Origin of the sequence: Streptomyces sp. NPDC051217 (assembly GCF_044455465.1) — a bacterium.
Taxonomy (GTDB): domain Bacteria; phylum Actinomycetota; class Actinomycetes; order Streptomycetales; family Streptomycetaceae; genus Streptomyces.
The window spans coordinates 191611-214425 of record NZ_JBITEV010000009.1; the positions used below are offsets into that span (position 1 = coordinate 191611).

Below are 22815 nucleotides of genomic sequence, written 5' to 3' on the forward strand. Positions count from 1 at the left end.
CTGTCTGTCTGTTAGTTGAGAAGACTTCCCTGGAGTTCGGCGCGCAGGTCCGGCGTCAGCACCGTTCCCGCCCGGTCGACGAGCAGAGCCATCTCGTATCCCACCAGGCCGATGTCAGCCTCGGGGTGCGCGAGGACGGCCAGCGAGGAGCCGTCGGAGATCGACATGAGGAAGAGGAACCCGCGGTCCATCTCCACCACGGTCTGGGTGACGTCACCGCCCTCGAAGATCCTGGAGGCCCCGGCGGTCAGTGAGGTCAGGCCCGAGGCGACGGCGGCGAGTTGGTCGGCGCGGTCTCGCGGGAAGCCCTCGGACATGGCAAGCAGGAGTCCGTCGGCGGAGACCACCACGGTGTGGGACACCCCGGGGGTGTGCTCCACGAAATTGGTGATCAACCAGTTGAGATTCTGCGCCGCCTGGCTCATCGGGCTCACACTAACGCTCCTGGTTGTAGGTACTGCCCGGGCCTCGACCCGGTCCGTTCGTATCCGTCCCCGTTGTTCCCGCGTTGCCCGCCCCCGCGTTGCCCGCCCCCGCGTTGCCCGCCCCCGCGTTGCGGCCCCGTTGGACGCCGCGCCGCAGGTTGCTCAGCCTGCCACGTACATCCTCCGGCGCCCGCGAGACCTGGGGGCCGTTCTGCGGCGTCTGCTCCGCGGTTCCCTCGATCAGGTTGGCCTTGGGAACGCGCCGGGGGAGTCCCGACGGGGTGATCCCGCCGGCCTTCGGCTCGCGGAGCTTCTCGGCCCGCTGCCAACGGTCGTCGTTCGTCGAACGCCAGTCGTCCGTGGCGTCCGCGTCACTCAGTCCGTTCTGCGGCGGCGGGGCTGTCGGTGTGTACGTCTCGTCGGTCTCGTTCGTCTGCTGTGTCTCGGCGGGCCCCGCCTGCTGGTCGGGAACCTGGAAAGCCTGAGCCGGCTTCTTCGGTGCGGCGGCCGACGGGGAGGTCCCGCCGAAGAGATCGGTCCGACCGCCGGCGTGACCGTTCGACTGCCCGTCGTCCCCGCCGGTGGGCTGCCACGACTGAGGCTTCGGAGGCCCCGAGGGGCTGCCACGGCGCGGCAGTCCCGCCCCCGTCAGTGTGTGGCTGGTGCTCGGCGAGGGCCCCGGGCGTTCGAATTCTACGTGCTCCTGGGTGCCCGCCGCAGCGCCGTCGGAGGATTCCGATTCGCCTCGCTGGTCCGACTGGTAGCCGCCCTGGTAGCCGTTCTGGTCGCTCCAGCCACCCTGGTCGGCCTGGGGGGCGAAGAGGTTGTCGTAGCCCGCCCCGTCCTGCCGCGGAGCCTCGTAGGCCCCTTCCGTATAGGAGCCGCCGAGCGGGTCCTGCTGCGCCGGATATCCGTCGGGCGTCCGATAACCGTCCGCGCCGCCCGTCTGGTAGCCGTCCGGGGTGGCGTACGCGTCGTACGCAGCGCCCTCGTAGGCGCCTCCGCCGTCGGCGGCGCCTCCTGTGGAGGCGTAGCCGTTCTGGTCGTACCCGGCCTCCTGCGGCGCGTAGCGGCCGTCGGTCTCCTCGCGGTACTGCCCGTCGACCTGATCGCCGTAGAGCGGCTGCTCGCCGCCGGGCAGGTTCTGGGCGGCGACGTTGCCGCCGCCCAGCGCCGCGCGGCGCTCGTCGCGCATGAGGGAACGGTTCACCGGGTCGAGACTGCGCGGATTCGCCGCCCCGGCCCCGGCGCCCTCGTCGTACCGGGAGTCGTCGAAGCCGAGTTCGGCCGCCGTCAGCATGGGCGCCGACAACGCCCCCGGCTCCGGCTCGAACGTCGCGGTCTGCTGCTCCGGAATGATCTGGGAGACCGTGAAGTCGTCGGGCGCCGGCTGCTCGCCGCCGCCCCCGTGGGTGATCGCGTCCGGGAGCATGACCAGCGACGTGGTGCCCGCCTGCTCGCCCGAGGGCCGCAACTGCACCCGTACGCCGTGCCGGTCGGCCAGCCGGCCGACCACGAACAGACCCATGCGCTGGGAGACCGCGGCGTCCACGGTGGGCGGGTTGGCCAGCTTGTGGTTGATGTCGGCGAAGTCCTCGGCGGTGAGGCCGATGCCCTTGTCGTGGATCTCGATCATCACGCGGCCGTCGGGCAGCCGGGTCGCGGTCACCCGCACCTTGGTCTGCGGCGAGGAGAACGTGGTGGCGTTCTCCAGCAGCTCGGCCAGCAGGTGCACGAGGTCCGTCACGGCCTGGCCGTGGATGTCGGTCTCCGGCACGCCGGACAGCTCGACGCGCTCGTACGACTCCACCTCGGAGGACGCGGCGCGCAGTACGTCGACCAGCGGGACCGGCTGGTTCCAGCGGCGGCCCGGCTCCTCGCCGGCGAGGACCAGCAGGTTCTCGCCGTTGCGGCGCATACGGGTCGCGAGGTGGTCCAGCTTGAAGAGGTTCTCCAGCTGCTCCGGCTCGGCCTCGTTGTTCTCCAGCTCGGTGATCAGGGTCAACTGCCCCTCGATCAACGACTGGTTGCGCCGCGAGAGGTTGGTGAAGATCGCGTTGACGTTGCCTCGGAGCATGGCCTGCTCGGCCGCGAGCCTGACGGCCTCGCGGTGCACCTGGTCGAAGGCCCGCGCGACCTCGCCGATCTCGTCCCTGGAGTCGATCGGGATGGGCTGGACGCGGGTGTCGACGCGGCCGGGCTCGGTACGGGAGAGCTGGTCGACCAGCATCGGCAGCCGCTGCTCGGCGATGCCGAAGGCGGCCGTACGGAGCTGGCGCATGGCCCGGCTCATCTGCCGCGCCATCATGCCGGCCAGCACGAAGGCGGCCAGCAGGGCGATCACCACGATCGCGCCGTTGATGATCGCGTCGTTCCTGGCGTTGTCCGAGATCTGCGCGGCGTCCCCGACGGCCTTGTCGACCAGGTCCTTCTCGATGATCGTGTAGCCGTCGAACTTGGCGGTGGTCGCGGCCATCCACGCGGTCGGCGTGACGCCGCGCTCCTCCAGCTGCGAGGGGGTGTCGCCGGTGGCGATCGCGGCGACCATGCCATCGACCACCGAGCCCTCCTGGGCCGGCGGGGCGATGAACTTCTGGCCCGCGGCGGCGGCCTGCTGCCGCGCGGCCGCGAGCTTCTTCGCACCCTCGGCGGTCTTGTCCGCCATGACCTTCTGGAGCTTGGCCGTGTCCTCGTCGGTGCCGCCGGAGACGTACTCGCCGATGGCGATCTGCTCCAGGTAGGCGTACGAGGAGAACGCGATCGACTGGCCGGACCTGACCGCCGGCTTCTCGCTCGGCCGCACCAGCAGGTGCAGACCGATGGAGCGCTGGAGCGAGGTGGCGGCCTTGGCGAGCTGGACGGCGTAGACCGTACGGCCGTAGCTGGTGATGTTGCCGGTGCCGAGACCCAGCTCGTTGGAGAACTCCATGAGGGAGTGCTGGACCAGCACGTAACCCTCTTCGGTCGCCACCGGACCGCCGTTGCGGCCGGTCTTGTCGGGCGTCTCGACGCCCGCCGTGTACGCCGTCTTGCGGATCGTCTCCAGCTTGGGCTCTTCCGCGCGGAAGAGCCGCAGACGGCGCTCCAGGCCCTGGTCCTTGGGCATGGACGCGACGGCGCGGTCGAACGTGGCCTTCGCGGCGTCGGTCGCGGCCCGGGCGTCCACGACGACCTCGTCGTCGCGCTTGTTCGTCAGCAGGGGCTGGGCGGTGAGGTCGCGCTCGTTGAGCAGGGCCTGGCCGTACTCGGACGCGGCCCGCACGACGAGCGCGGTCCGCTCCGCGTCCTGCGCCTCCTGCCAGGTGTCGATGGAGCCCTTGACCTGGAAGCCGCCCATGACGAGGCCGACGAGCACAGGTATGAGGAGGATCGCGTTCAGTCGGGTCGGAACCCGCCAGTTTCGTGGGGACATCCGGCTGGTGCTGCCGGGTACCGGGGGTTTCCCGGGCGCATCCGCAGGCGGCGCCGCTGTACGCCGCGGCGGGGTGAAGTTACCCCGCGCCGCCTGCTCCGCGGAGCTCGTCTTCCTACGCCTCACTCGACCAACAACCTCTCGGCGTCGGCACCTACGTTGTGCCGTTTTTCGTATCGGTCCGCACTACTCGGGAGTTCATCGAATTCCAGCACGTGAGGCGGTCCCGTTCCAAACAGTGGGAATCAGCCATTCCCAGTGGTCCATACCTCAGATAAAAGGGGCATAAAGAACGAGCGCCGCCAAAAGGTGAGGGCGATGTGAGCACAGGGATACCAGCCGAACGCGTCGGGTGTTCGAGCGGCGTGAATTCTCTTTCGAAACGTTATGAACACCGGTGTGGGCTATGTCAAAAGACACAGCCCACACCGGTCGCCGGTACGGCAACTGCCGTACGGAATCGTCTACTTGAGACGAGCCATGAGTGCGTGTTCGACCAGGGTGATCAGCCCGCTCTTGGCGTCGGCGCGGTGCCGGGCGTCGGTCGTGATGATCGGGGCGTCCGGGCCGATCTGGAGCGCTTCGCGTACTTCGTCGGGGGTGTAGGGCTGGTGTCCGTCGAAGCCGTTGAGGGCGATGACGAACGGGAGTCCCGAGTTCTCGAAGTAGTCGACGGCCGGGAAGCAGTCGGCGAGACGGCGGGTGTCGACGAGGACGACGGCGCCGATGGCGCCGCGTACGAGGTCGTCCCACATGAACCAGAAACGGTCCTGTCCGGGCGTGCCGAACAGATACAGGATCAGGTCCTGGTCGAGGGTGATACGGCCGAAGTCCATGGCCACCGTGGTGGTGGTCTTGTCTCCGGTGTGGGTGAGGTCGTCGATGCCGGCGGAGGCGCTGGTCATGACGGCTTCGGTACGCAGCGGGTTGATCTCCGAGACGGCGCCGACGAACGTGGTCTTGCCCACGCCGAATCCACCCGCCACCACGATCTTCGCGGAGGTGGTCGAGCGCGCCGCTCCGCCGCTAGAGCTTGCGAAGTCCACTGAGCACCCTTTCGAGCAGTGTCACATCCGGCGTGCCGCCGGCCTCTCCGTTACCCGGCTGGTGGATGGCCACCATGCCTGCCTCGGCCAGGTCGGCCACGAGGATGCGCGCCACACCGAGCGGCATGGACAGCAGTGCCGACACCTCGGCGACGGACTTCACCTCGCGGCAGAGATGGCAGATCCTCTGATGCTCGGGGAGCAGCCCGGCGAGATGCGCCGGGTCGGCCGTCGTACTGACCAGTGCCTCGATGGCGAGCTGGTACCGCGGCCGCGTCCGCCCGCCGGTCATGGCGTACGGACGTACCAACGGCTGGTCGCCCTCATGTCCGTAGGACGCGTCGACTGAGGCGCCGTACGGATCGTGAGAGGCGGGTGGCGGGGTCATGAATCCTCCGGGCGTGACAGCAAGATGTCTGCGTGCCGTCTGACTGGGCCGGGGTGGGGCCGGTTTGGCGGCCTGACGGTGGTTGGCGCTGTGGGCGGTACCTGGAAGCCTCAGTGCAGCAGGCTCCCCTGGAGCTCGGCGCGCAGGTCCGGTGTCAGTACCGTGCCTGCCCGGTCGACCAGGAGGGCCATCTCGTAGCCCACGAGGCCGATGTCGCAGTCGGGGTGTGCGAGCACCGCGAGTGAGGAACCGTCGGAGACGGACATGAGGAAGAGGAATCCGCGGTCCATCTCCACGACGGTCTGGGTAACAGGCCCGCCTTCGAAGATTCGGGAGGCTCCCGCGGTCAGCGAGGTCAGACCCGACGCGACGGCCGCGAGTTGATCGGCACGGTCGCGCGGGAAACCCTCGGACATGGCCAGCAGCAGGCCGTCGGCGGATACGACCACTGTGTGGGACACCCCGGGGGTGTTGTCCACAAAGTTGGTGATCAACCAGTTCAGATTCTGCGCCGCCTGGCTCATCGGACTCAACTAACGCTCCTGCTGGTGAGAGGGGCCGAGGTTGAAACTGCCGGTCGTCGAGCTGTCGGCGGTTCGGCCGCCGGCCTGACGACCCTGCTGAATACCCCGGCGAAGGTTGGTCAGCCGGCCGCGTACGTCATCCGGCGAACGCGAGACCTGCGGACCGGTCTGGTTGCTCTGCTCCTGAGCGGTTCCCGGCACCAGGTTGGCACGCGGGACCCGCCGAGGCAGACCTGAGGTGGTGATTCCGCCCGCGGCGGGCTTCTTGACCCGCTCGGCCTGGCGTACCAGCTCGTCATTGGGTGACGTGCGCCAGGAGGACGTGACGGCGCCGTTGCCGTTGGCGTTGCCGTTCGCCGGCTGCCGTTGCGGCATCGGGGGAGGGGAGGCCGGCCGGTCCGGCATCCCCTGTGGGGACTGGGGCTGGAAGGGCTCTGGCTGGAACGCCTGCTGCTCGGGCGCCGCCGGTACGCCGGGCACCTCGGGCTGCGCGGGGCGGCCGGAGCCGCCGTTCTGCTGCCCGTGGAACCAGTTCGTCTCCAGCGTGTCGAACAGCGGCGTACGGCCGTCGCCCGGCCCGGCCGGGGGCAGTGCCTCCGGCTGGGGCTGCTGGGGAAGCGCGCCGACAGGCGGGCGCGGTGCGCCGAAGTCGGCGCCGTTCGGGCCGTTCTGGCCGAAGCCGGGACGGCCCTGGCCCTGGTCCGCGCCCGGACGACCTTGTCCGGGCGGCGGGTTCTGGCCGAAGAGATCGGGGTTCGGGGAGCCGGGCCCGGCGGTCGGCTGGGGGGGACGGGGCGCGTTGAAGTCCGGTCGGGGGAACTGCTCGGTGGACCCCTGGTTCTGGCCCTGGCCCTGCCAACCGGCATTCACGTCGCCCGAGTTGGGGATCGGGTGGGAGCCCGTGTCGCCGTACCCGTTGCCGCCGCCGATACCACCGGGGCCGCTGTTCAGGTCCGGCCTCGGACCGTCGAAGTCGGGGCGCGCGAACTCGGCGGTGGCGCCGGGGCCTTGGCCCTGCCCCGTCGGCGGCATCGCGAACTGACCGGTGTTCTCGGGCTCCTCGTGGCCGCGCGGGGCGTCCGGCGAGAACCGCTGCGGCGCGGGCTGCTGCCCGGTGCCCCAGGTGGTCGTCGCACTCGTCCCGGGACGCTGCGGGCGCTGCGGCGGCTGCGGGTTGCCCCCGGGCAGCTCGGCGCGCGGTCCGCCGGGCGGCGGCAGCTGACGGCCGCGGTCCACCGGCGGCGGTCCGCCGGCCGGTCCCGTCGCACCCTGCGGGAAGGCGTTGCGGTCGCGGTTGCCGGGGCCGCCACGTCCGTTCGGGCTGGAGAGGCTCTGACCGGGCCGGGCGAGCCGGCCACCGGCCTGCGGCACCTGACCGGAAGGCTGGCCGGGGCCCGCCTGGGCGCCCTGACGGCCCGCCCCCTGCTCGCGGGGGCTCGTACCGAAGAGGCTCGGCTGTCCCGGCCCCTGCCCCGGACCCTGACGCTGCGGATCCTGCGGCGGACCGGACTGCGGCCTGCTGGGCAGACCGGTCTGCATCCCGTTCCTGGCCGGCAGCGCGGCACGTGGCCCCGTACCGGCGCCGACCTGGCCACGCGAGGGCGGACCGGCGAGACGTCCGCCTCCGGCCGCGCCCGTCTCGCGGGCGGCCGCGCCGCCCGCGAGCCCGGCGGCGATGCCGGACTGCTGGCCGCCACCGAGGGCGCCCTGCCCGGCGGGCGACTGTCCGCCCGCACCGTTCTGCGCGCCGGCGCCGGGGCGCGGCGGCATCTTCTTGCCGCCGTTGGCGACATCGACGGGCAGCATGACAAGCGCGGTGGTGCCACCGGAGTCGGAGGGGCGCAGCTGGATCCTGATGCCGTGACGCAGGGAGAGCCGGCCGACCACGAACAGACCCATGCGGCGCGAGACCGAGACGTCCACGGTGGGCGGCGACGCGAGCCGTTCGTTGATCGCCGCCAGGTCCTCCGGCGACAGACCGATACCGGTGTCGTGGATCTCGACGAGCACACGCCCGTCGGGCAGCGCGTGACCGGTGACGCGGACCTTGGTCTGCGGCGAGGAGAACGATGTCGCGTTCTCCAGCAGCTCGGCGAGCAGGTGCACGAGGTCGTTGACGACGCGGCCGGCGACCTCGGTCGTGGGCACCGAGGCCAGTTCGATCCGCTCGTACTGCTCCACCTCGGAGGCCGCGGCACGGAGCACGTCGACCAGCGGGACGGGGCGCGTCCAGCGGCGGCCCGGCTCCTCACCGGCGAGGACCAGCAGGTTCTCACCGTTACGGCGCATACGGGTCGCGAGGTGGTCCAGCTTGAAGAGCGAGGACAGCTGGTCCGGGTCGGCCTCACGGGATTCGAGCTCGGAGATCAGCGACAGCTGACGCTGGATCAGGCCCTGGCTGCGGCGCGAGAGGTTGGTGAACATCGCGTTGACGTTGCCTCGCAGCAGCGCCTGCTCGGCGGCCAGTCGGACGGCCTCGCGGTGCACGTCGTCGAAGGCCGCGGCGACCTTTCCGATCTCGTCCCTGGAGTGGACACCGACCGACTCGACGGAGGTGTCCACGTCCTGCGGGTCGGCCTCGGAGAGCTGCTTGACCAGCTCGGGCAGCCGGTCCTGGGCGACCTTGGTGGCCGTCTCCTGGAGGCGCCGCAGCGAGCGGATCATGGAGCGGGCGACGACGAAGGCGCCGACCAGCGAGACGCCGAGGACGACGAGGATCAGCGCACCGTTGATGAGCGCGTCCTGCTGGGACTTCTCCTTCAGCTGGCGCGCCTTGTTCTCCATCTCACCGAGCAGCGTCTGCTCGATGATGTTCATCGCGTTGATCTTGGCGGACGCCTGGTCGGTCCAGTCCAGGTACGAGCGGTTCGGCCGCCCCTCCAGACCGCCGTCGATGCCGAGAACCCGCTGCGCGTACTCGTCGGCCGCGTTGATCTCGGGGTTGCCCTTGCCGCTGAGCGGCGCCGTCAGCTCCTCGGCGTTGCCGCCCATCGACTCGTACAGGGCGTCGAAGGAGGCGAGGGCGTTGTCGCCCTTGGTGGCCGCAGCCAGACCGTAGAGCCGGTCGTTCTCGTTGAGATCGCCCTTCTGCTTCGGGTCGGCGGGGAGCGCGGAGGCGATGATCGCGCGCTGGATCGACGCGTACTCCTTGGCGGAGGAGAAGGCCGCCAGGGCGCGGGTCCGCTTGATCATGTCCGGGTTGCTGGTGGCCTGCGCCATGTCCTGAGAGAGGCTCAGCAGCGAGTCGATGAGACCGCTGTAGGCGTCGACCGTCAGGGAGTGCGTGGTGTCCGTGTCGTACGCGTCCTTGCGGATTTCCTGGATCTTGTTGACCTGGGTCGCGATCTGGCTGACGTTGGCGCGGATCGACTCCAGCGCCTGGTCGCCGTCGGTGTTCCCGATGTCCACGGTGGCGCCGAGGAAGGCCTTCTTGGCCCGGTCCGTCTTCGTGCGACGGTCCTGGACCTTGAAGTCGCTGGGGTTCGCGCCGTTGGTGAGCGGACCTGCCGACTCGTCACGTTCCGCCTGGAGCGCGGCGGCGAGGCTGGTCGCCTCCTTGGTCATCTTGGTCAGCAGCTGCATGTGCTCCAGCTGCTCCATGTCGTTCATGGACTCGTTGATACGGAGTCCGCCCAGCGTGGTGGCCGCGACCACCGGCAGGGTGAGCAGTGCCACCAGACGGGTGCTGATCCGCCAGTTGCGCAGCGCTATTCGCGAACCCGCGTCCGTCGACGCCGGCCTGGGCGTGGTGTCCGTGGCATCGCCACCGGGCGCCGCACCGGGCTGGGCACCCCGATCAGCACCCTCGCCGGCCGAACCCGGGCCCGGGTTCTGGGTGTGCTGGGCCGAGGAGCCGCGGTCGGTTCCGCCGCGGGGCTCCTGCTCCGCCGCAGCGCTGCTATCCCTCTTGAAACGTCCCTGCACTAGCGTCGCAACCTCTGGACCAGGCGTCCCCCCGCAGAACGGCGGAACGGTGTCGGCGTCGTGGAGCGCAGAGTGCGCTCCAAGGTGGTCGTTGAGTGACCGGCGATGCTCCCCTTCCCCGCATGCCACTCGGCGCCGCGTCGCGCCCTTACGCGCCGTCCTGAAGAACCCGCGGCGGTGCGTGGAATTTCAGCACAGAGCAGGATCTCCAACAAGGGCCGCGTACCTGGCTGTGACCTGCGTGACAGGTTGTGAGTGACGCGTGACGATCGGTAGAAGGTGTTCGGGGAGGAAACGGACTTCCCGGAACGAGTCCCGTGTGGGCGGGGGGTGCCCCAGTCCTGATGATCAGGAGCGGAATGGTGGGTTCGATAGCGCAATGTCCGTTTCCACCGGTCTCGACCACTGTCCCTGATGGGTGAATTGCCCGGCAGGTCGTGAGCAAACTCACATGGAGATCGCTGCTGCCTCCGGGCTTTCGCGGGGAATCACGTGTTTAGCCTGACGCTTTACAGAGATGGCACATTCGACAACCGGCGCTCCTGAGCACCCGTACCCGACAAGGTCTGAAACAACCGATGAAGATGACGAAGCTCTTCCGCAACACCGCCAACCCCCGTCGCACGACGCTGGCGAACCTCGACGACGCCGGGGAACTCCTCCCGCCCGTCCAGCCGGAACACTCCGTCGACCTGCCGCTCCGCACGGCCAACCCGCGGCGTACGACGCTGATCGACGCCCCCGTCGCACAGTAGGGCACGCCCCACGGCGGCCACGCACCGCGTCGGCCGCCGCCCCCACCGCGCCAGGGCCTAACCTGGGACGTCAGTCTCCGTTAAGTCAGCCAGCAGCAAAGTGAGGGGCGACAGCAACCCGTGCGCATCGCCAGATTCTCCATCGACGGCAATGTCGCCTTCGGCGCGGTCGAGGAGGACGGCACCGGCGGTAAGGCCGCCGGCCTCGTCCTCGACATCATCAAGGGCATTCCGTACGCCGACTTCGAGCTCTCCGGCACCAAGGTCCCGCTGAGCAAGGTCAGGCTGCTCCCGCCCGTGCTGCCCAACAAGGTCGTGGCCGTGGGCCGCAACTACGCGGCGCACGCGGCGGAGCTCGGCAACGAGGTGCCCGAGGCGCCGATCACCTTCTTCAAGCCCACCACGTCGGTGATCGGTTCCGGTGACGCCGTCGAGTACCCCTCGTTCTCCTCGGACGTCCAGTACGAGGCCGAACTGGCCGTCGTCATCGGCCGCATGTGCCGCGAGGTCCCGCGCGAGCGCGTCAAGGACGTGATCCTCGGGTTCACCTGCGCGAACGACATCACCGCGCGCGACACCCAGCAGCGCGAGAAGCAGTGGGCCCGCGCCAAGGGTTTCGACACCTCCTGCCCGCTCGGCCCCTGGGTGGAGACCTCCATCGATCTGACGGCTGTCGGTGACGGCCTCGCCGTCCAGTGCACCGTCAACGGCGAGCAGCGCCAGCTGGGCAGCACCCGCGACATGATCCGCTCCGTCGAGGACCTCGTCGTGCACATCACCGAGGCCATGACGCTGCTCCCGGGCGACGTCATCCTCACGGGCACCCCTGCGGGGGTAGGCCCCCTCACCGTCGGCGACGAGGTCGCCGTCACCATCGAAGGCATCGGCACTCTCACCAACAAGGTGATCAAGCGTGGCTAACGCGACCGTCCGCGTACGTTTCTGTCCCTCGCCGACCGGCAACCCCCACGTGGGCCTGGTCCGCACCGCCCTCTTCAACTGGGCGTTCGCCCGCCACCACGGCGGCACCCTGGTCCTGCGCATCGAGGACACCGACGCCGCGCGCGACTCCGAGGAGTCGTACCAGGCGCTGCTCGACTCGCTGCGCTGGCTCGGGCTCGACTGGGACGAGGGCCCCGAGGTGGGCGGCAACCACGCGCCGTACCGCCAGTCGCAGCGGATGGACATCTACCGGGACGTCGCCGACAAGCTGCTCGCCGCCGGCCACGCGTACCACTGCTACTGCACCACCGAGGAGCTGGAGGCCCGCCGTGACGCCGCGCGCGCCGCGGGCCGCCCCTCCGGGTACGACGGCCACTGCCGCGACCTGAGCGCCGAGCAGAAGGCGGCGTACGAGGCGGAGGGCCGCACCTCCATCGTCCGCTTCCGGATGCCCGACGAGCCGATCACCTTCACCGACCTGGTCCGCGGAGAGCTGACCTTCACACCGGAGAACGTGCCCGACTACGGCATCGTCCGCGCCAACGGGGCGCCCCTCTACACCCTCGTCAACCCGGTCGACGACGCGCTGATGGAGATCACCCACGTCCTGCGCGGTGAGGACCTGCTCTCCTCCACACCCCGTCAGATCGCGCTCTACCAGGCGCTGATGGGGCTGGGCGTCACCCACTTCGTGCCGCAGTTCGGGCACCTGCCGTATGTGATGGGCGAGGGCAACAAGAAGCTCTCCAAGCGCGACCCGCAGGCCTCGCTCAACCTCTACCGCGAGCGCGGCTTCCTGCCCGACGGGCTGCTCAACTACCTTTCCCTGCTGGGCTGGTCGTTCTCCGCCGACCAGGACGTCTTCTCCCGCGAGGAGATGGTCGGCGCCTTCGAGATCACCGACGTCAACGCCAACCCGGCGCGCTTCGACCTGAAGAAGGCCGAGGCGATCAACGCCGACCACATCCGGCAGCTCGACGTGAAGACCTTCATGGAGGCCTGCGCGCCCTGGCTGCGGGCCCCGTACGCCAACTGGGCGCCGGAGGACTTCGACCAGGCGGCCTTCGAGGCGATCGCCCCGTACGCGCAGACCCGCGTGACGGTGCTCTCCGACATCACGGCCAACGTGGACTTCCTGTTCCTCGACGAGCCGATCGAGGACGAGGCGTCCTGGGCGAAGGCGATGAAGGGCGAGCCGACGGCGCTGCTCACCACGGCCCGCGCGAAGCTGGCGGACGCGGACTGGTCGAGCGCCGATTCCCTGAAGAACGCGGTCCTCGCGGCCGGCGAGGAGCACGGCCTCAAGCTCGGCAAGGCCCAGGCCCCGGTCCGCGTGGCGGTCACGGGCCGCACGGTGGGCCTGCCGCTGTTCGAGTCCCTGGAGATCCTGGGCAAGGACCGCACACTGCGCCGCATCGACGCGGCGCTGGCGAAGCTCGGGGCGTAGCGACTGCGCGCGTACGGCACAAGGGGTGGTGACCGACAGGGGCGCCACCCCTTCGCCGACCGAGCCGGCGCCGGTACCTTCGGGGTATGCCGATCCGCGCCGTCGTCTGGGACATCGACGACACCCTCTTCGACTACACCAGCGCCGACCGCGCCGGTATGCGGCTGCATCTCGTGGCCGAAGGGCTCGCCGGCCGCTTCGGCACCGCGGAGCGCGCCCTCGCGCAGTGGCGCGAGATCACCGACATCCAGTGGCTGCGGTTCGCCGACGGCGAGACCACCTTCCAAGGACAGCGCCGCGACCGCGTCCGGCAGTTCCTCGGTACGCAGGCGCTCGGCGACGCCGACGCCGACGCCTGGTTCGACCGCTACGTCGCGCACTACGAGTCCGCCTGGAAGCTCTTCCCCGACGCTCTCGCCGCACTGGACTCACTGGCCCCCGACTACCGCCAGGCCGTCCTGTCCAATTCGAGCATCCACAACCAGGACCGCAAGCTCCGCACCCTCGGCGTACGGGACTACTTCGAGACCGTCCTGTGCGCCGCCGAGCTGGGCGTCTCCAAGCCCGACGCCGCCGCCTTCCACGCGGCCTGCGACGCCCTGGAACTCGACCCCTCCGAGGTCGCCTACGTGGGGAACGAACCGGACATCGACGCCGGCGGCGCCATCGCCGCCGGACTGGCCGGAGTCTGGCTCGACCGGGGGCGGCTCGGCGGCCGCCCCGAGCTCGTGACCATCACCGATCTGGACCGCCTTCCCGCTCTGCTGCGCGGTGATACTCGTTTTGGAGCGCCGTCCCGCATCGGGTAATGTTCTTCCTGCGCCACCCCAGAGACCGCAAGGTCTGGCCGGAAGGCGCAAAACCCAAACAAAACCCCCATATCGGGGGTTGAGTTTTGGTGGGCTATGGTGTAATTGGCAGCACGACGGTTTCTGGTTCCGTTAGTCTAGGTTCGAGTCCTGGTAGCCCAGCGCAGAGTTCTTCTGCAACGCCCCCGTTGTGTAGCGGCCTAGCACGCCGCCCTCTCAAGGCGGTAGCGCCGGTTCGAATCCGGTCGGGGGTACAGATCCTTCTCTCCGATTTCTTCGGGTCGCACCCGGACACGTCGATGCAGGATCGCTAGGGCCCCCGTTGTGTAGCGGCCTAGCACGCCGCCCTCTCAAGGCGGTAGCGCCGGTTCGAATCCGGTCGGGGGTACGCAGAACGCAAGGCTGAACCACCCTTGGGCTATGGTGTAATTGGCAACACGACGGTTTCTGGTTCCGTTGTTCTAGGTTCGAGTCCTGGTAGCCCAGCTCAACGCTTCACCTGCTGGCCCCCGTTGTGTAGCGGCCTAGCACGCCGCCCTCTCAAGGCGGTAGCGCCGGTTCGAATCCGGTCGGGGGTACGTGACGACGAGGCCCTCCGCGACAGCGGAGGGCCTTTTCGCTGTCTCCGCCCCGCGTTCCCGTGCGAGTCGCTCAATTCCGGGAGCTGAAGCGCCGGTTGGACTCCTCAGCCTCCGCCAGCCGGCGCAGGCTGAGCAGCACCGGCTCGTACAGCACGGTGAGCGCCACCGCCGCCTCCACCTGCTCGTACGGGTCCCCGTACCGCTCCACCATGTCGATGTCGGTGACGCCGAGTTGGTCCGCGAGCCGCCCGTACGGCAGCAGGTCCGCCGGCTCGCACGGGTAGCCGGTCCTGGACAGCCCGGCGATCGCGCCGACCAGGACGCGGTACGCGGACTCCGCGGCGCCCGCCGCCAGTGCGTGCGTCCACCCCAGCTCCTCGAACAGCTCGTCCGCCCGGCGCCGCGCGGACTCCGTCTCCTCGTCCAGTTCGCCGGCGTCGAAGGCGGCGTCCAGCGCCCCGTCGTTGGGCAGCGCCCGGATCGCGGAGCCCAGGCGCGTGTGGTGGTCGATGGACTCGTCCTCGATGGCTGTGAGGACCTCGCGCGCGGTTGCGACCGGCATCCGGCCCACCTGGATCAGCGCGCGGACGAGTCGTAGCCGCCGCAGGTGCTCGTCGTCGTACGCGGACTGCGTGGCGGTGACCCGGTGGCCAGGTCTGAGCAGCCCCTCCCGCAGGTAGTACTTGATCGTGGCGGTGGGGACCCCACTGCGCTCGCTCAGCTCCGCCATGCGCATACCGCTTGCACCTTCCGTTGGGGAGTGTAACTATCTAATCATGGATAGTGGCACTCTCCAATGAGAGGCCGTCCGTAGGCCGCCGCCGCGCGGCCGGAACCAGCCGGTAGCAACCGGAATCAAAGGGGGATCGTCATGCGTACAGAACTGATCGACGGCCGGATGACCGCGGACGCGAAGGGCGACGTCGTCGTCTTCCTCATCGGGATGCGCGTCAACAACTTCCGTGCCCTGCGCAGCTGGTGGCCGGTGTTCACGGCCATGCCGAAGATGCTCAAGGAGCTGTCGCGGGACAAGGGCAGCGGGCTGATCGGCTTCCAGTCGCTGCTGGGCTTCCCCCGGGTGCTGTACGTCGTCCAGTACTGGGACTCGAAGGAGAAGCTGTTCGCCTACGCCTCCGCGCGGGACGGGCAGCACCGCCCCGCCTGGGCGGAGTTCAACCGGCGGCTGCGCGCCGGCAAGGGCAAGGTGGGCTTCTGGCACGAGACGTATGTCGTCCCGGCGGGCTCGTACGAGAGCGTCTACATCAACATGCCGGCGTTCGGCCTCGGCGCGGCCACGGAGGTCGTCCCGGTGGGCCGCCGCGGGGAACGGGCGGCCGACCGCCTCGGTGCGTGAGCATCACCGCCTCGGTGCGTGAGCATCGACGCCGTGAACTCTCCAGCTCCGCCAACTCCCCGAACACGGGGCCGGAGTTGGGGAGTCCGCGGCGCGGGCACGGGCCGGAGCCGGCCACCGCCACGGCGCCCGCGCGCGGTCGATCAGCTGGTACGCCGCAGCGCCTCCGACAGCCGCCCGGCCGCGTCGATGATCGCCTGGGCGTGCATCCGCCCCGGGTGCCGGCTCAACCGCTCGATCGGACCGGACACCGAGACCGCCGCGACGACCCGGTTCGACGGCCCGCGCACCGGCGCCGAGACCGAGGCGACGCCCGGCTCGCGCTCACCGATCGACTGGGCCCAGCCCCGCCGACGTACGCCTGAGAGCGCGGTCGCCGTGAACCGCGCCCCCTGAAGGCCGCGGTGCAGCCGCTCCGGCTCCTCCCAGGCCATCAGGATCTGCGCGGACGAGCCCGCCTTCATCGTGAGCGTGGAGCCGACCGGCACCGTGTCCCGAAGTCCGGACAGGCGCTCGGCGGCGGCCACACAGATCCGCATGTCGCCCTGGCGCCGGTAGAGCTGCGCGCTCTCCCCCGTCACGTCCCGCAGATGTGTGAGCACCGGTCCGGCCGTCGCCAGCAGGCGGTCCTCGCCGGCCGCCGCCGCCAGCTCGGCGAGGCGCGGGCCCAGGATGAACCGGCCCTGCATGTCCCTCGCCACCATCCGGTGGTGTTCCAGGGCCACGGCCAGCCGGTGGGCCGTGGGCCGTGCGAGCCCGGTCGCAGCGACCAGCCCGGCGAGGGTGGCCGGGCCGGACTCCAGAGCGCTCAGTACCAGAGCCGCCTTGTCGAGAACGCCGACGCCGCTAGAGTTGTCCATGCAACGATACTCACGTCTCACTCTGTGAAACGCAAGTTCAATTTTCCGGGGAACTTGCCAACCTGTACGCACGGGCCCTCACACGAACCGGGTCCGCGGCCGACGCGGGCACGGGGGGACACCGGCGTGGGCCCACATATCTCCAGGACTGCCGGCGGCGCCGCCGGCCGAAGGGAAAGCGATGGGTAGGACACTCGCGGAGAAGGTCTGGGACGACCATGTCGTCCGGCGCGCCGAGGGCGAGCCCGACCTTCTCTTCATCGATCTGCACCTGCTGCACGAGGTCACCAGCCCGCAGGCCTTCGACGGCCTGCGCCAGAACGGCCGACAGGTGCGGCGGCTCGACCTCACCATCGCGACCGAGGACCACAACACCCCGACGATCGACATCGACAAGCCGATCGCCGACCCGGTTTCCCGTATCCAGCTGGAGACGCTGCGCAAGAACTGCGCCGACTTCGGTGTACGGCTGCACCCGCTGGGCGACGTCGAGCAGGGTGTCGTCCATGTCGTGGGCCCGCAGCTGGGACTGACCCAGCCCGGCACCACCGTCGTGTGCGGCGACAGCCACACCTCCACCCACGGCGCCTTCGGCGCGCTCGCCTTCGGCATCGGCACCAGCCAGGTCGAGCACGTCCTGGCCACCCAGACGCTGCCGCTGGCCCGCCCCCGCACCATGGCCATCACCGTCGAGGGCGAACTGCCCGCCGACGTCACGGCCAAGGACCTGATCCTCGCCGTCATCGCCCGGATCGGCACCGGCGGCGGCCAGGGTTACGTTCTCGAATACCGCGGCTCCGCCATCGAGAAGCTCTCGATGGAAGCCCGCATGACCATCTGCAACATGTCGATCGAGGCCGGCGCCAGGGCGGGCATGATCGCCCCGGACCAGATCACCTTCGACTACCTCCGGGGCCGCGACCACGCCCCCGACGGGGCCGACTGGGACGCCGCCGTCGAGTACTGGCGGACGCTGCGCACCGACGACGACGCCGTCTTCGACGCCGAGGTCTTCATCGACGCCACCGAACTGGCCCCGTTCGTCACCTGGGGCACCAACCCCGGCCAGGGCGCGCCGCTGTCGACGCACGTCCCCGACCCCGCTTCGTACGAGGACGCTTCGGAGCGGCTCGCCGCCGAAAAGGCCCTGGAGTACATGGGGTTGACCGCGGGCCAGGCGCTGCGGGACATCAAGGTGGACACCGTCTTCGTAGGTTCCTGTACCAACGGCCGCATCGAGGACCTGCGCTCGGCGGCCTCGATCCTGGACGGCCGCAAAGTCGCCGACGGCGTACGGATGCTGGTGGTCCCCGGCTCCGTACGGGTCGCGCTCCAGGCGGTCTCCGAGGGCCTGGACAAGGTCTTCACCGGCGCGGGCGCCGAGTGGCGGCACGCGGGCTGTTCGATGTGTCTGGGCATGAACCCCGACCAACTCGCGCCCGGCGAGCGTTCCGCGTCGACCTCGAACCGCAACTTCGAGGGCAGGCAGGGCAAGGGCGGCCGGACCCATCTCGTCTCGCCGCAGGTGGCCGCGGCCACCGCCGTCCTGGGCCACCTCGCCTCGCCCGCCGACCTGTCCGACACCCGCACCCCCGTGGAGGCCTGAGCGGTCATGGAAGCTTTCACCACACACACCGGCCGGGCCGTCCCGCTGCGCCGCGGCAACGTCGACACCGACCAGATCATTCCGGCGCACTGGCTGAAGAAGGTCACGCGTGACGGCTTCGAGGACGGACTCTTCGAGGCATGGCGCAAGGACCCGGCCTTCGTTCTCAACCAGCCCGAGCGGCAGGGCGCCTCGGTGCTGGTCGCCGGCCCCGACTTCGGCACCGGCTCCTCACGCGAACACGCCGTGTGGGCGCTGCAGAACTTCGGTTTCCGCGCCGTCATCTCCTCCCGGTTCGCCGACATCTTCCGCGGCAACTCCCTCAAGAACGGCCTGCTGACAGTCGTTCTGGAGCAGCGCGTCGTCGACCACCTCTGGGAACTGACCGAGGCGCACCCGACCGCGACGGTGACGGTGGACCTCGAAGCGCGTCAGGTACGCGCCGAGGGCCCCGACGGCGCCACGGTGACAGCCGATTTCGAGCTGGACGAGAATGCCCGCTGGCGCCTGCTGAACGGTCTCGACGACATCGGTCTCACCCTGAAGAACGAAGCGGACATCGTTACGTACGAGGCCTCCCGACCGTCCTTCAAACCGCGCACAATTGCCGTCTGATCAGCGCTTTTACCTGCTTGCGCCCCCTGCCTCCGGGTAGGGGGCGCAGTGCCTTGTTGAGACCCCGTCGGGCGACAACTCGCCCCAGATGGCACAATCGGTGCATGGAACGCGACAGTCAACTCGAGCTTTACGGAGTGGTCGCGGACCGACTCAAGGAAGCGCACACAAGGGTGCGCGCACTGCAAGTCCCGGAGGGCGTACGGATGGCGCTGACCCGGAAGCTGCTGGTCATCACGGCCGCGGCCAAACACGATCTCTTAGACGCGGCACGTCGTCTGGACCGTTTGATGAAGGACCTCGACGAGGGTCGATTCCCGGAAGGCGACTGAAGCCGCGGAACTCCGCGGGGTCGACTTCGTTGCGGCACTAGGGTGATTAGCCCGTTTCGTGTTTGATTTGCGGTATATATCTGCCTAACGTGCGGAAAAGCTTGAACACTTTCGTTCTGGCAATGTCTCCGAAGGGGAAGACGTGAACAAGGCGCAGCTCGTAGAAGCAATTGCGGACAAGGTCGGCGGTCGCCAGCAGGCGGCCGACGCGGTCGACGCGGTACTGGACGCTGTTGTCCGCGCCGTCGTCGCGGGTGAGAGGGTCTCCGTCACCGGCTTCGGTTCGTTCGAGAAGGTCGACCGCCCGGCCCGTTACGCGCGTAACCCGCAGACGGGTGAGCGGGTCCGGGTCAAGAAGACGTCGGTGCCGCGTTTCCGCGCGGGACAGGGCTTCAAGGACCTGGTGAGCGGCTCCAAGAAGCTCCCCAAGAACGACGTGGCGGTCAAGAAGGCCCCCAAGGGCAGCCTCTCGGGCGGTTCTTCCACCCGTACGACCGCCAAGGCCGCGGCCAAGAAGGCCACCGCCAAGAAGGCGACGGCGAAGAAGGCCGCCGCCAGGAAGACCGCGGTCGGGGGTACCGCCAAGAGGGCGGCCAAGAAGACCTCGGCCGCCAAGAAGACGGCGACGAAGAAGACCGCGGCGGCCAAGAAGTCGACCGCCAAGAAGACGAGCACGGCCAAGAAGGCCACGGCGAAGAAGACCGCGCCGGCCAAGAAGGCGACCGCCAAGAAGGCGCCCGCCCGAAAGGTGGCCTCGCGCACGACCACCGCCAAGAAGACCACCGCGAGGAACAAGTAAGCGGCACAAGGTCGTAGGGCCACTCACGCGCCGGGCCGGGCTCCCCTCGGGGAGCCCGGCCCGCGGCGTTGTGGCGGCGCTCAGAACGTCTGGAGCGTCACCAGGGTGATGTTCCCGCTGTTCCCGCCCTCGCGTTCGATACGGACCCGCTGGCCCGGCCGCAGCAGCCGCAGGCCGCCCGCGTCGAACGCCGCGGTGTCGAATTCCACCGGGGTCCCGTCGTCGAGCAGCACACTGCCGCTGCGGGTCTCGGATTCGAAGGTGTACGCGGTCGCCTGCATGCCCGCCAGCGTATCGGTCAGCACCCCGGCCGCGCCCCGCAGACGGGGTCGCGGACCGGGCCGCGGACATCGCCCGCCGCGCCGCCCGCCGCCGGGGCGGGGGCCGCGTGGTGCCGCGCCGTGTACGGGCCCAGCCCCAGCGCGGCGGCGGCCAGCAGATCCTCTCCGGTATCGACATCCCGCCGTACGGAATCCACACCGGCCAGGACAATTTCCATGGCGCCCGTGGACAAATGCCGGTGCCGCGAAGCCCCGCCGAATGCCGGATTCAATTCCGACCCGGCACATGCGGCCAGCAAAGTCGTGCCGATTTCGGCGGCGTCCGCGAGAAATGCGCGCGGAAAATCCCCGGCGGCGGTGAGTACCCTCGCCAGTTCGGCCGGCCGCAGCGCCGGCAGATCGGCGTTGAGAGCCGCGACGGCCGCCCGTGGCCTGTCCGCCCTGACCGCCCGCGCGCCGTGCGCCAAGGCCGCGTTGAGCCCGGCCGCCGGACTGTCGGGGACGGCGCGCGCGCCCAGGGCCGTCAGTTCGGCCGCGGCCAGCGGATCGTCGGTGACAACCACCACGTCGCGTACGACGGGGCAGGCGAGCGCGGCGGCGACGGTGTCCTGGGCGAACGCCAGCGCCAACTGGGGCCGCAGCAGATCGCCCGTCGACACGGCGAGCCTGCTCTTGGCCACCACGAGCGGCTTCAGTGGGACCACCAGGGACCAGGCGGCCGTCGGGTCGGTGTTCGTGGCGAGCTCTCCGTCCTTACGCGTTCGGCCCTCTATTGTGGCCCGATCGCGCCGCACGGCGCGGTGGAGGGCCCACCGTGCCGCCGAAATGGGGAACGGAGCCCGCAGATCCGGTCCGCGGACCGGGGCGTACGGTGTTCACGACAGGGCAGAGACCCGGGGCGACACCCGACCCCCGGCAGCCAGGGCCGGCCCAAGCCAGGCCACAGAGAAAGGTGTCCGAGTGTCCCGCCCCAGAATCGGCTTCTGGTACCGCCTGGCAGCGGTCATCGCGAAACCGCCGTTGATCGTTCTTTTCAAGCGGGACTGGCGGGGGATGGAACACATTCCGGCGCGCGACGGATTCATCACCGTGGTGAACCACAACTCGGCCCTGGATCCTCTCTCCTACGGACACTTCCAGTACAACAGCGGCCGGGTGCCGCGACTGCTCGCCAAGGCAGCCCTCTTCGACGTGCCTTTCGTCGGCATGATGCTCCGCGGCACCGGACAGATTCCCGTCTATCGCGAGAGCTCCAACGCCCTGGACGCATTCCGGGCCGCCGTGAACGCCATCGAGCGCGGGGAATGCGTCGCCTTCTATCCCGAAGGCACCCTCACCCGCGACCCGCAGATGTGGCCGATGACCGGCAAGACCGGTGCGGCGCGCGTCGCCCTCCTTACGAAGGCGCCGGTCATTCCCGTCGCGCAGTGGGGCGCCAATCTGGTGGTCCCGCCGTACGCCAAGGTGGAGAAGTCCCGCTTCCTCTCGCGTCCGACGCTGCGCGTGAAGGCGGGCTCGGCGATCGACCTCTCCCGTTTCTACGGCATGGAGCCGACGCCCGAAATCCTCCGTGAGGTCACCGAGGTCATCATGGCCGCCATCACCGAACTGCTCGCCGAGGTACGCGGCGAGCCGGTGCCCGCCGCACCGTACGACCACCGCAAGGTTCTGGAAGAGAAGCGGCGCAAGGCCGCGGAAGAGGGGTTGCAGTGACGCGCGTCGCGGTCTTCGGGACGGGATCGTGGGGAACGGCGTTCGCCATGATTCTCGCCGACGCGGGATGCGAGGTGACGCTCTGGGCCCGTCGCCCCGAGGTCGTCGACGCTGTCAACAACACCCGCTCCAACCCGGAGTATCTGCCGGGCGCCGAACTGCCCTCCTCGGTACGGGCCACCACCGACCCGGCCGAGGCCGCCAGGGACGCCGAGTTCACCGTCATCACCATCCCCTCGCAGACGCTGCGCGCCAATCTCGCCGCATGGGCCTCGTCGCTGCCCCGGGACACCGTTCTCGTCTCCCTGATGAAGGGCGTCGAACTGGGCACCGCCAAGCGCATGAGCGAGGTGATCGGCGAAGTGGCCCAGGCACCGGCCGACCGGGTCGCCGTCCTCACCGGCCCCAACCTCGCCGGCGAGATCGCCGCCAGGCAGCCCGCCGCCGCCGTCGTGGCGTGCACCGACGAGGCCGTCGCCACCCGGCTCCAGGCGGCCTGCCACACGCCGTACTTCCGTCCGTACACCAACACCGACGTGGTCGGCTGTGAACTCGGCGGGGCGGTCAAGAACGTCATCGGGCTCGCCGTCGGCATCGCCGACGGCATGGGACTCGGCGACAACACCAAGGCGTCGCTGATGACGCGCGGCCTCGCCGAGACCACTCGCCTGGGGCTGGCGATGGGCGCCGACCCGCACACTTTCTCCGGACTCGCCGGAATGGGCGATCTGATCGCGACGTGTTCCTCGCCCCTCTCCCGGAACCACACCTTCGGTACCAACCTCGGACGCGGCATGACGCTGGAGGAGACGATCGCGGCGAGCACCCAGACCGCGGAGGGCGTCAAGTCCTGCCAGTCGGTGCTCGATCTGGCCCGGCGGCACGATGTCGACATGCCGATCACCGAAACGGTCGTGAGCATCGTCCACGAGGGGAAGCCCCCGCTCGTCGCGGTGAAGGAGCTGATGGCGCGCAGCGCCAAGCCCGAACGCCGCTGACTCC

Annotated in this window: 21 protein-coding genes and 5 tRNA genes; 16 read left to right on the forward strand and 10 right to left on the reverse strand. The window is 69.8% G+C overall.

Annotated elements, in window-relative coordinates; genetic code table 11:
* Positions 1-11: 11 nt before the first annotated feature.
* From ACIBBB_RS21460 to ACIBBB_RS21485, 6 genes are all read right to left on the reverse strand, one after another.
* Complete coding sequence (locus ACIBBB_RS21460; RefSeq protein WP_398984456.1) at positions 12-425, reverse strand: roadblock/LC7 domain-containing protein; 414 nt, start codon at positions 423-425, stop codon at positions 12-14.
* Between the two features lie 10 nt (positions 426-435).
* A complete protein-coding gene (locus ACIBBB_RS21465) occupies positions 436-3963 on the reverse strand; it encodes a nitrate- and nitrite sensing domain-containing protein (RefSeq protein WP_398984258.1) in 3528 nt (1175 codons plus the stop codon).
* 338 nt (positions 3964-4301) lie between these two features.
* A complete protein-coding gene (locus tag ACIBBB_RS21470; protein WP_031229387.1) occupies positions 4302-4883 on the reverse strand; it encodes an ATP/GTP-binding protein in 582 nt (193 codons plus the stop codon).
* Positions 4864-5271 (reverse strand): DUF742 domain-containing protein, encoded by a 408-nt coding sequence (locus ACIBBB_RS21475; RefSeq protein ID WP_189105262.1) that lies wholly within the window; start codon positions 5269-5271, stop codon positions 4864-4866. Before ACIBBB_RS21475 ends, ACIBBB_RS21470 begins: the two co-directional genes overlap by 20 nt.
* Before the next feature lie 110 nt (positions 5272-5381).
* Positions 5382-5795: a roadblock/LC7 domain-containing protein gene (locus tag ACIBBB_RS21480; protein ID WP_023538416.1), complete on the reverse strand. Its 414-nt coding sequence runs from the start codon at positions 5793-5795 to the stop codon at positions 5382-5384.
* A 9-nt stretch (positions 5796-5804) separates the two neighbouring features.
* Positions 5805-9719: a nitrate- and nitrite sensing domain-containing protein gene (locus ACIBBB_RS21485; protein WP_398984260.1), complete on the reverse strand. Its 3915-nt coding sequence runs from the start codon at positions 9717-9719 to the stop codon at positions 5805-5807.
* 578 nt (positions 9720-10297) lie between these two features.
* Here ACIBBB_RS21485 and ACIBBB_RS21490 point away from each other — a divergent pair.
* The 9 genes from ACIBBB_RS21490 (at position 10298) to ACIBBB_RS21530 (ending at position 14250) form a co-directional block, all read left to right on the forward strand.
* A complete protein-coding gene (locus tag ACIBBB_RS21490; protein ID WP_398984262.1) occupies positions 10298-10474 on the forward strand; it encodes a hypothetical protein in 177 nt (58 codons plus the stop codon).
* Positions 10475-10594: 120 nt separating this feature from the next.
* Positions 10595-11395, forward strand: coding sequence for a fumarylacetoacetate hydrolase family protein (locus ACIBBB_RS21495; RefSeq protein ID WP_398984264.1), 801 nt, complete (start codon positions 10595-10597; stop codon positions 11393-11395).
* Entirely contained in the window at positions 11388-12863 is a 1476-nt protein-coding gene (gene gltX, locus ACIBBB_RS21500; protein ID WP_398984266.1) for a glutamate--tRNA ligase, read from the forward strand. Before ACIBBB_RS21495 ends, gltX begins: the two co-directional genes overlap by 8 nt.
* 86 nt (positions 12864-12949) lie before the next feature.
* Positions 12950-13672 carry an HAD family hydrolase gene (locus tag ACIBBB_RS21505; RefSeq protein WP_398984268.1) on the forward strand — a complete coding sequence of 241 codons (723 nt, stop codon included), beginning with the start codon at positions 12950-12952 and terminating at the stop codon, positions 13670-13672.
* A gap of 90 nt (positions 13673-13762) precedes the next feature.
* Positions 13763-13834, forward strand: a tRNA-Gln gene (locus ACIBBB_RS21510).
* A 19-nt stretch (positions 13835-13853) separates the two neighbouring features.
* Positions 13854-13926, forward strand: a tRNA-Glu gene (locus tag ACIBBB_RS21515).
* A gap of 61 nt (positions 13927-13987) precedes the next feature.
* A tRNA-Glu gene (locus ACIBBB_RS21520) sits at positions 13988-14060 on the forward strand.
* Positions 14061-14086: 26 nt separating this feature from the next.
* A tRNA-Gln gene (locus tag ACIBBB_RS21525) sits at positions 14087-14158 on the forward strand.
* Positions 14159-14177: 19 nt separating this feature from the next.
* Positions 14178-14250 (forward strand) — tRNA-Glu (locus ACIBBB_RS21530).
* 73 nt (positions 14251-14323) lie between these two features.
* Here the strand turns inward: ACIBBB_RS21530 and ACIBBB_RS21535 are convergent.
* The gene (locus tag ACIBBB_RS21535; protein WP_398984270.1) at positions 14324-14989 is read right to left on the reverse strand and encodes a MerR family transcriptional regulator; all 666 of its coding nucleotides are present in this window, start codon (positions 14987-14989) and stop codon (positions 14324-14326) included.
* Between the two features lie 135 nt (positions 14990-15124).
* On the opposite strand from ACIBBB_RS21535, the gene ACIBBB_RS21540 reads away from it, so the two are divergent.
* A complete protein-coding gene (locus ACIBBB_RS21540; RefSeq protein WP_398984272.1) occupies positions 15125-15607 on the forward strand; it encodes a DUF4188 domain-containing protein in 483 nt (160 codons plus the stop codon).
* Positions 15608-15750: 143 nt separating this feature from the next.
* Here ACIBBB_RS21540 and ndgR read toward each other — a convergent pair whose 3' ends face one another.
* A complete protein-coding gene (gene ndgR, locus ACIBBB_RS21545; protein WP_078074883.1) occupies positions 15751-16467 on the reverse strand; it encodes an IclR family transcriptional regulator NdgR in 717 nt (238 codons plus the stop codon).
* Between the two features lie 181 nt (positions 16468-16648).
* Between ndgR and leuC the strand changes: the two genes are divergently transcribed.
* The 4 genes from leuC to ACIBBB_RS21565 all read left to right on the forward strand — a co-directional run bounded on the left by leuC (position 16649) and on the right by ACIBBB_RS21565 (position 19819).
* Positions 16649-18073: a 3-isopropylmalate dehydratase large subunit gene (gene leuC, locus ACIBBB_RS21550; RefSeq protein WP_398984274.1), complete on the forward strand. Its 1425-nt coding sequence runs from the start codon at positions 16649-16651 to the stop codon at positions 18071-18073.
* 6 nt (positions 18074-18079) lie between these two features.
* Entirely contained in the window at positions 18080-18688 is a 609-nt protein-coding gene (leuD, locus tag ACIBBB_RS21555; protein ID WP_398984276.1) for a 3-isopropylmalate dehydratase small subunit, read from the forward strand.
* 104 nt (positions 18689-18792) lie between these two features.
* Positions 18793-19020, forward strand: coding sequence for a hypothetical protein (locus ACIBBB_RS21560; RefSeq protein ID WP_023538403.1), 228 nt, complete (start codon positions 18793-18795; stop codon positions 19018-19020).
* A 142-nt stretch (positions 19021-19162) separates the two neighbouring features.
* On the forward strand, positions 19163-19819 hold the full coding sequence (locus ACIBBB_RS21565; RefSeq protein WP_398984280.1) for an HU family DNA-binding protein: 657 nt from the start codon (positions 19163-19165) through the stop codon (positions 19817-19819).
* A gap of 80 nt (positions 19820-19899) precedes the next feature.
* Here the strand turns inward: ACIBBB_RS21565 and ACIBBB_RS21570 are convergent, their stop codons facing one another.
* Positions 19900-20100: a hypothetical protein gene (locus tag ACIBBB_RS21570; protein WP_398984282.1), complete on the reverse strand. Its 201-nt coding sequence runs from the start codon at positions 20098-20100 to the stop codon at positions 19900-19902.
* A gap of 17 nt (positions 20101-20117) precedes the next feature.
* On the reverse strand, positions 20118-20804 hold the full coding sequence (cofC, locus tag ACIBBB_RS21575; RefSeq protein ID WP_398984284.1) for a 2-phospho-L-lactate guanylyltransferase: 687 nt from the start codon (positions 20802-20804) through the stop codon (positions 20118-20120).
* Between the two features lie 256 nt (positions 20805-21060).
* Here cofC and ACIBBB_RS21580 point away from each other — a divergent pair, with 256 nt between their 5' ends.
* A complete protein-coding gene (locus tag ACIBBB_RS21580) occupies positions 21061-21813 on the forward strand; it encodes a lysophospholipid acyltransferase family protein (RefSeq protein WP_398984286.1) in 753 nt (250 codons plus the stop codon).
* A complete protein-coding gene (locus ACIBBB_RS21585; protein ID WP_398984287.1) occupies positions 21810-22811 on the forward strand; it encodes an NAD(P)H-dependent glycerol-3-phosphate dehydrogenase in 1002 nt (333 codons plus the stop codon). Before ACIBBB_RS21580 ends, ACIBBB_RS21585 begins: the two co-directional genes overlap by 4 nt.
* Positions 22812-22815 lie beyond the last annotated feature (4 nt).

Bases quoted from the DNA above. Each gene is read 5' to 3' on its own strand.
- ACIBBB_RS21480 (WP_023538416.1), bottom strand. From the start codon at position 5,795: ATGAGCCAGGCGGCGCAGAATCTGAACTGGTTGATCACCAACTTTGTG.
- leuC (WP_398984274.1), top strand. From the start codon at position 16,649: ATGGGTAGGACACTCGCGGAGAAGGTCTGGGACGACCATGTCGTCCGG.
- ndgR (WP_078074883.1), bottom strand. From the start codon at position 16,467: ATGGACAACTCTAGCGGCGTCGGCGTTCTCGACAAGGCGGCTCTGGTA.
- ACIBBB_RS21460 (WP_398984456.1), bottom strand. From the start codon at position 425: ATGAGCCAGGCGGCGCAGAATCTCAACTGGTTGATCACCAATTTCGTG.
- ACIBBB_RS21490 (WP_398984262.1), top strand. From the start codon at position 10,298: ATGAAGATGACGAAGCTCTTCCGCAACACCGCCAACCCCCGTCGCACG.
- ACIBBB_RS21505 (WP_398984268.1), top strand. From the start codon at position 12,950: ATGCCGATCCGCGCCGTCGTCTGGGACATCGACGACACCCTCTTCGAC.
- ACIBBB_RS21560 (WP_023538403.1), top strand. From the start codon at position 18,793: ATGGAACGCGACAGTCAACTCGAGCTTTACGGAGTGGTCGCGGACCGA.
- ACIBBB_RS21475 (WP_189105262.1), bottom strand. From the start codon at position 5,271: ATGACCCCGCCACCCGCCTCTCACGATCCGTACGGCGCCTCAGTCGAC.
- leuD (WP_398984276.1), top strand. From the start codon at position 18,080: ATGGAAGCTTTCACCACACACACCGGCCGGGCCGTCCCGCTGCGCCGC.
- ACIBBB_RS21540 (WP_398984272.1), top strand. From the start codon at position 15,125: ATGCGTACAGAACTGATCGACGGCCGGATGACCGCGGACGCGAAGGGC.
- ACIBBB_RS21570 (WP_398984282.1), bottom strand. From the start codon at position 20,100: ATGCAGGCGACCGCGTACACCTTCGAATCCGAGACCCGCAGCGGCAGT.
- ACIBBB_RS21535 (WP_398984270.1), bottom strand. From the start codon at position 14,989: ATGCGCATGGCGGAGCTGAGCGAGCGCAGTGGGGTCCCCACCGCCACG.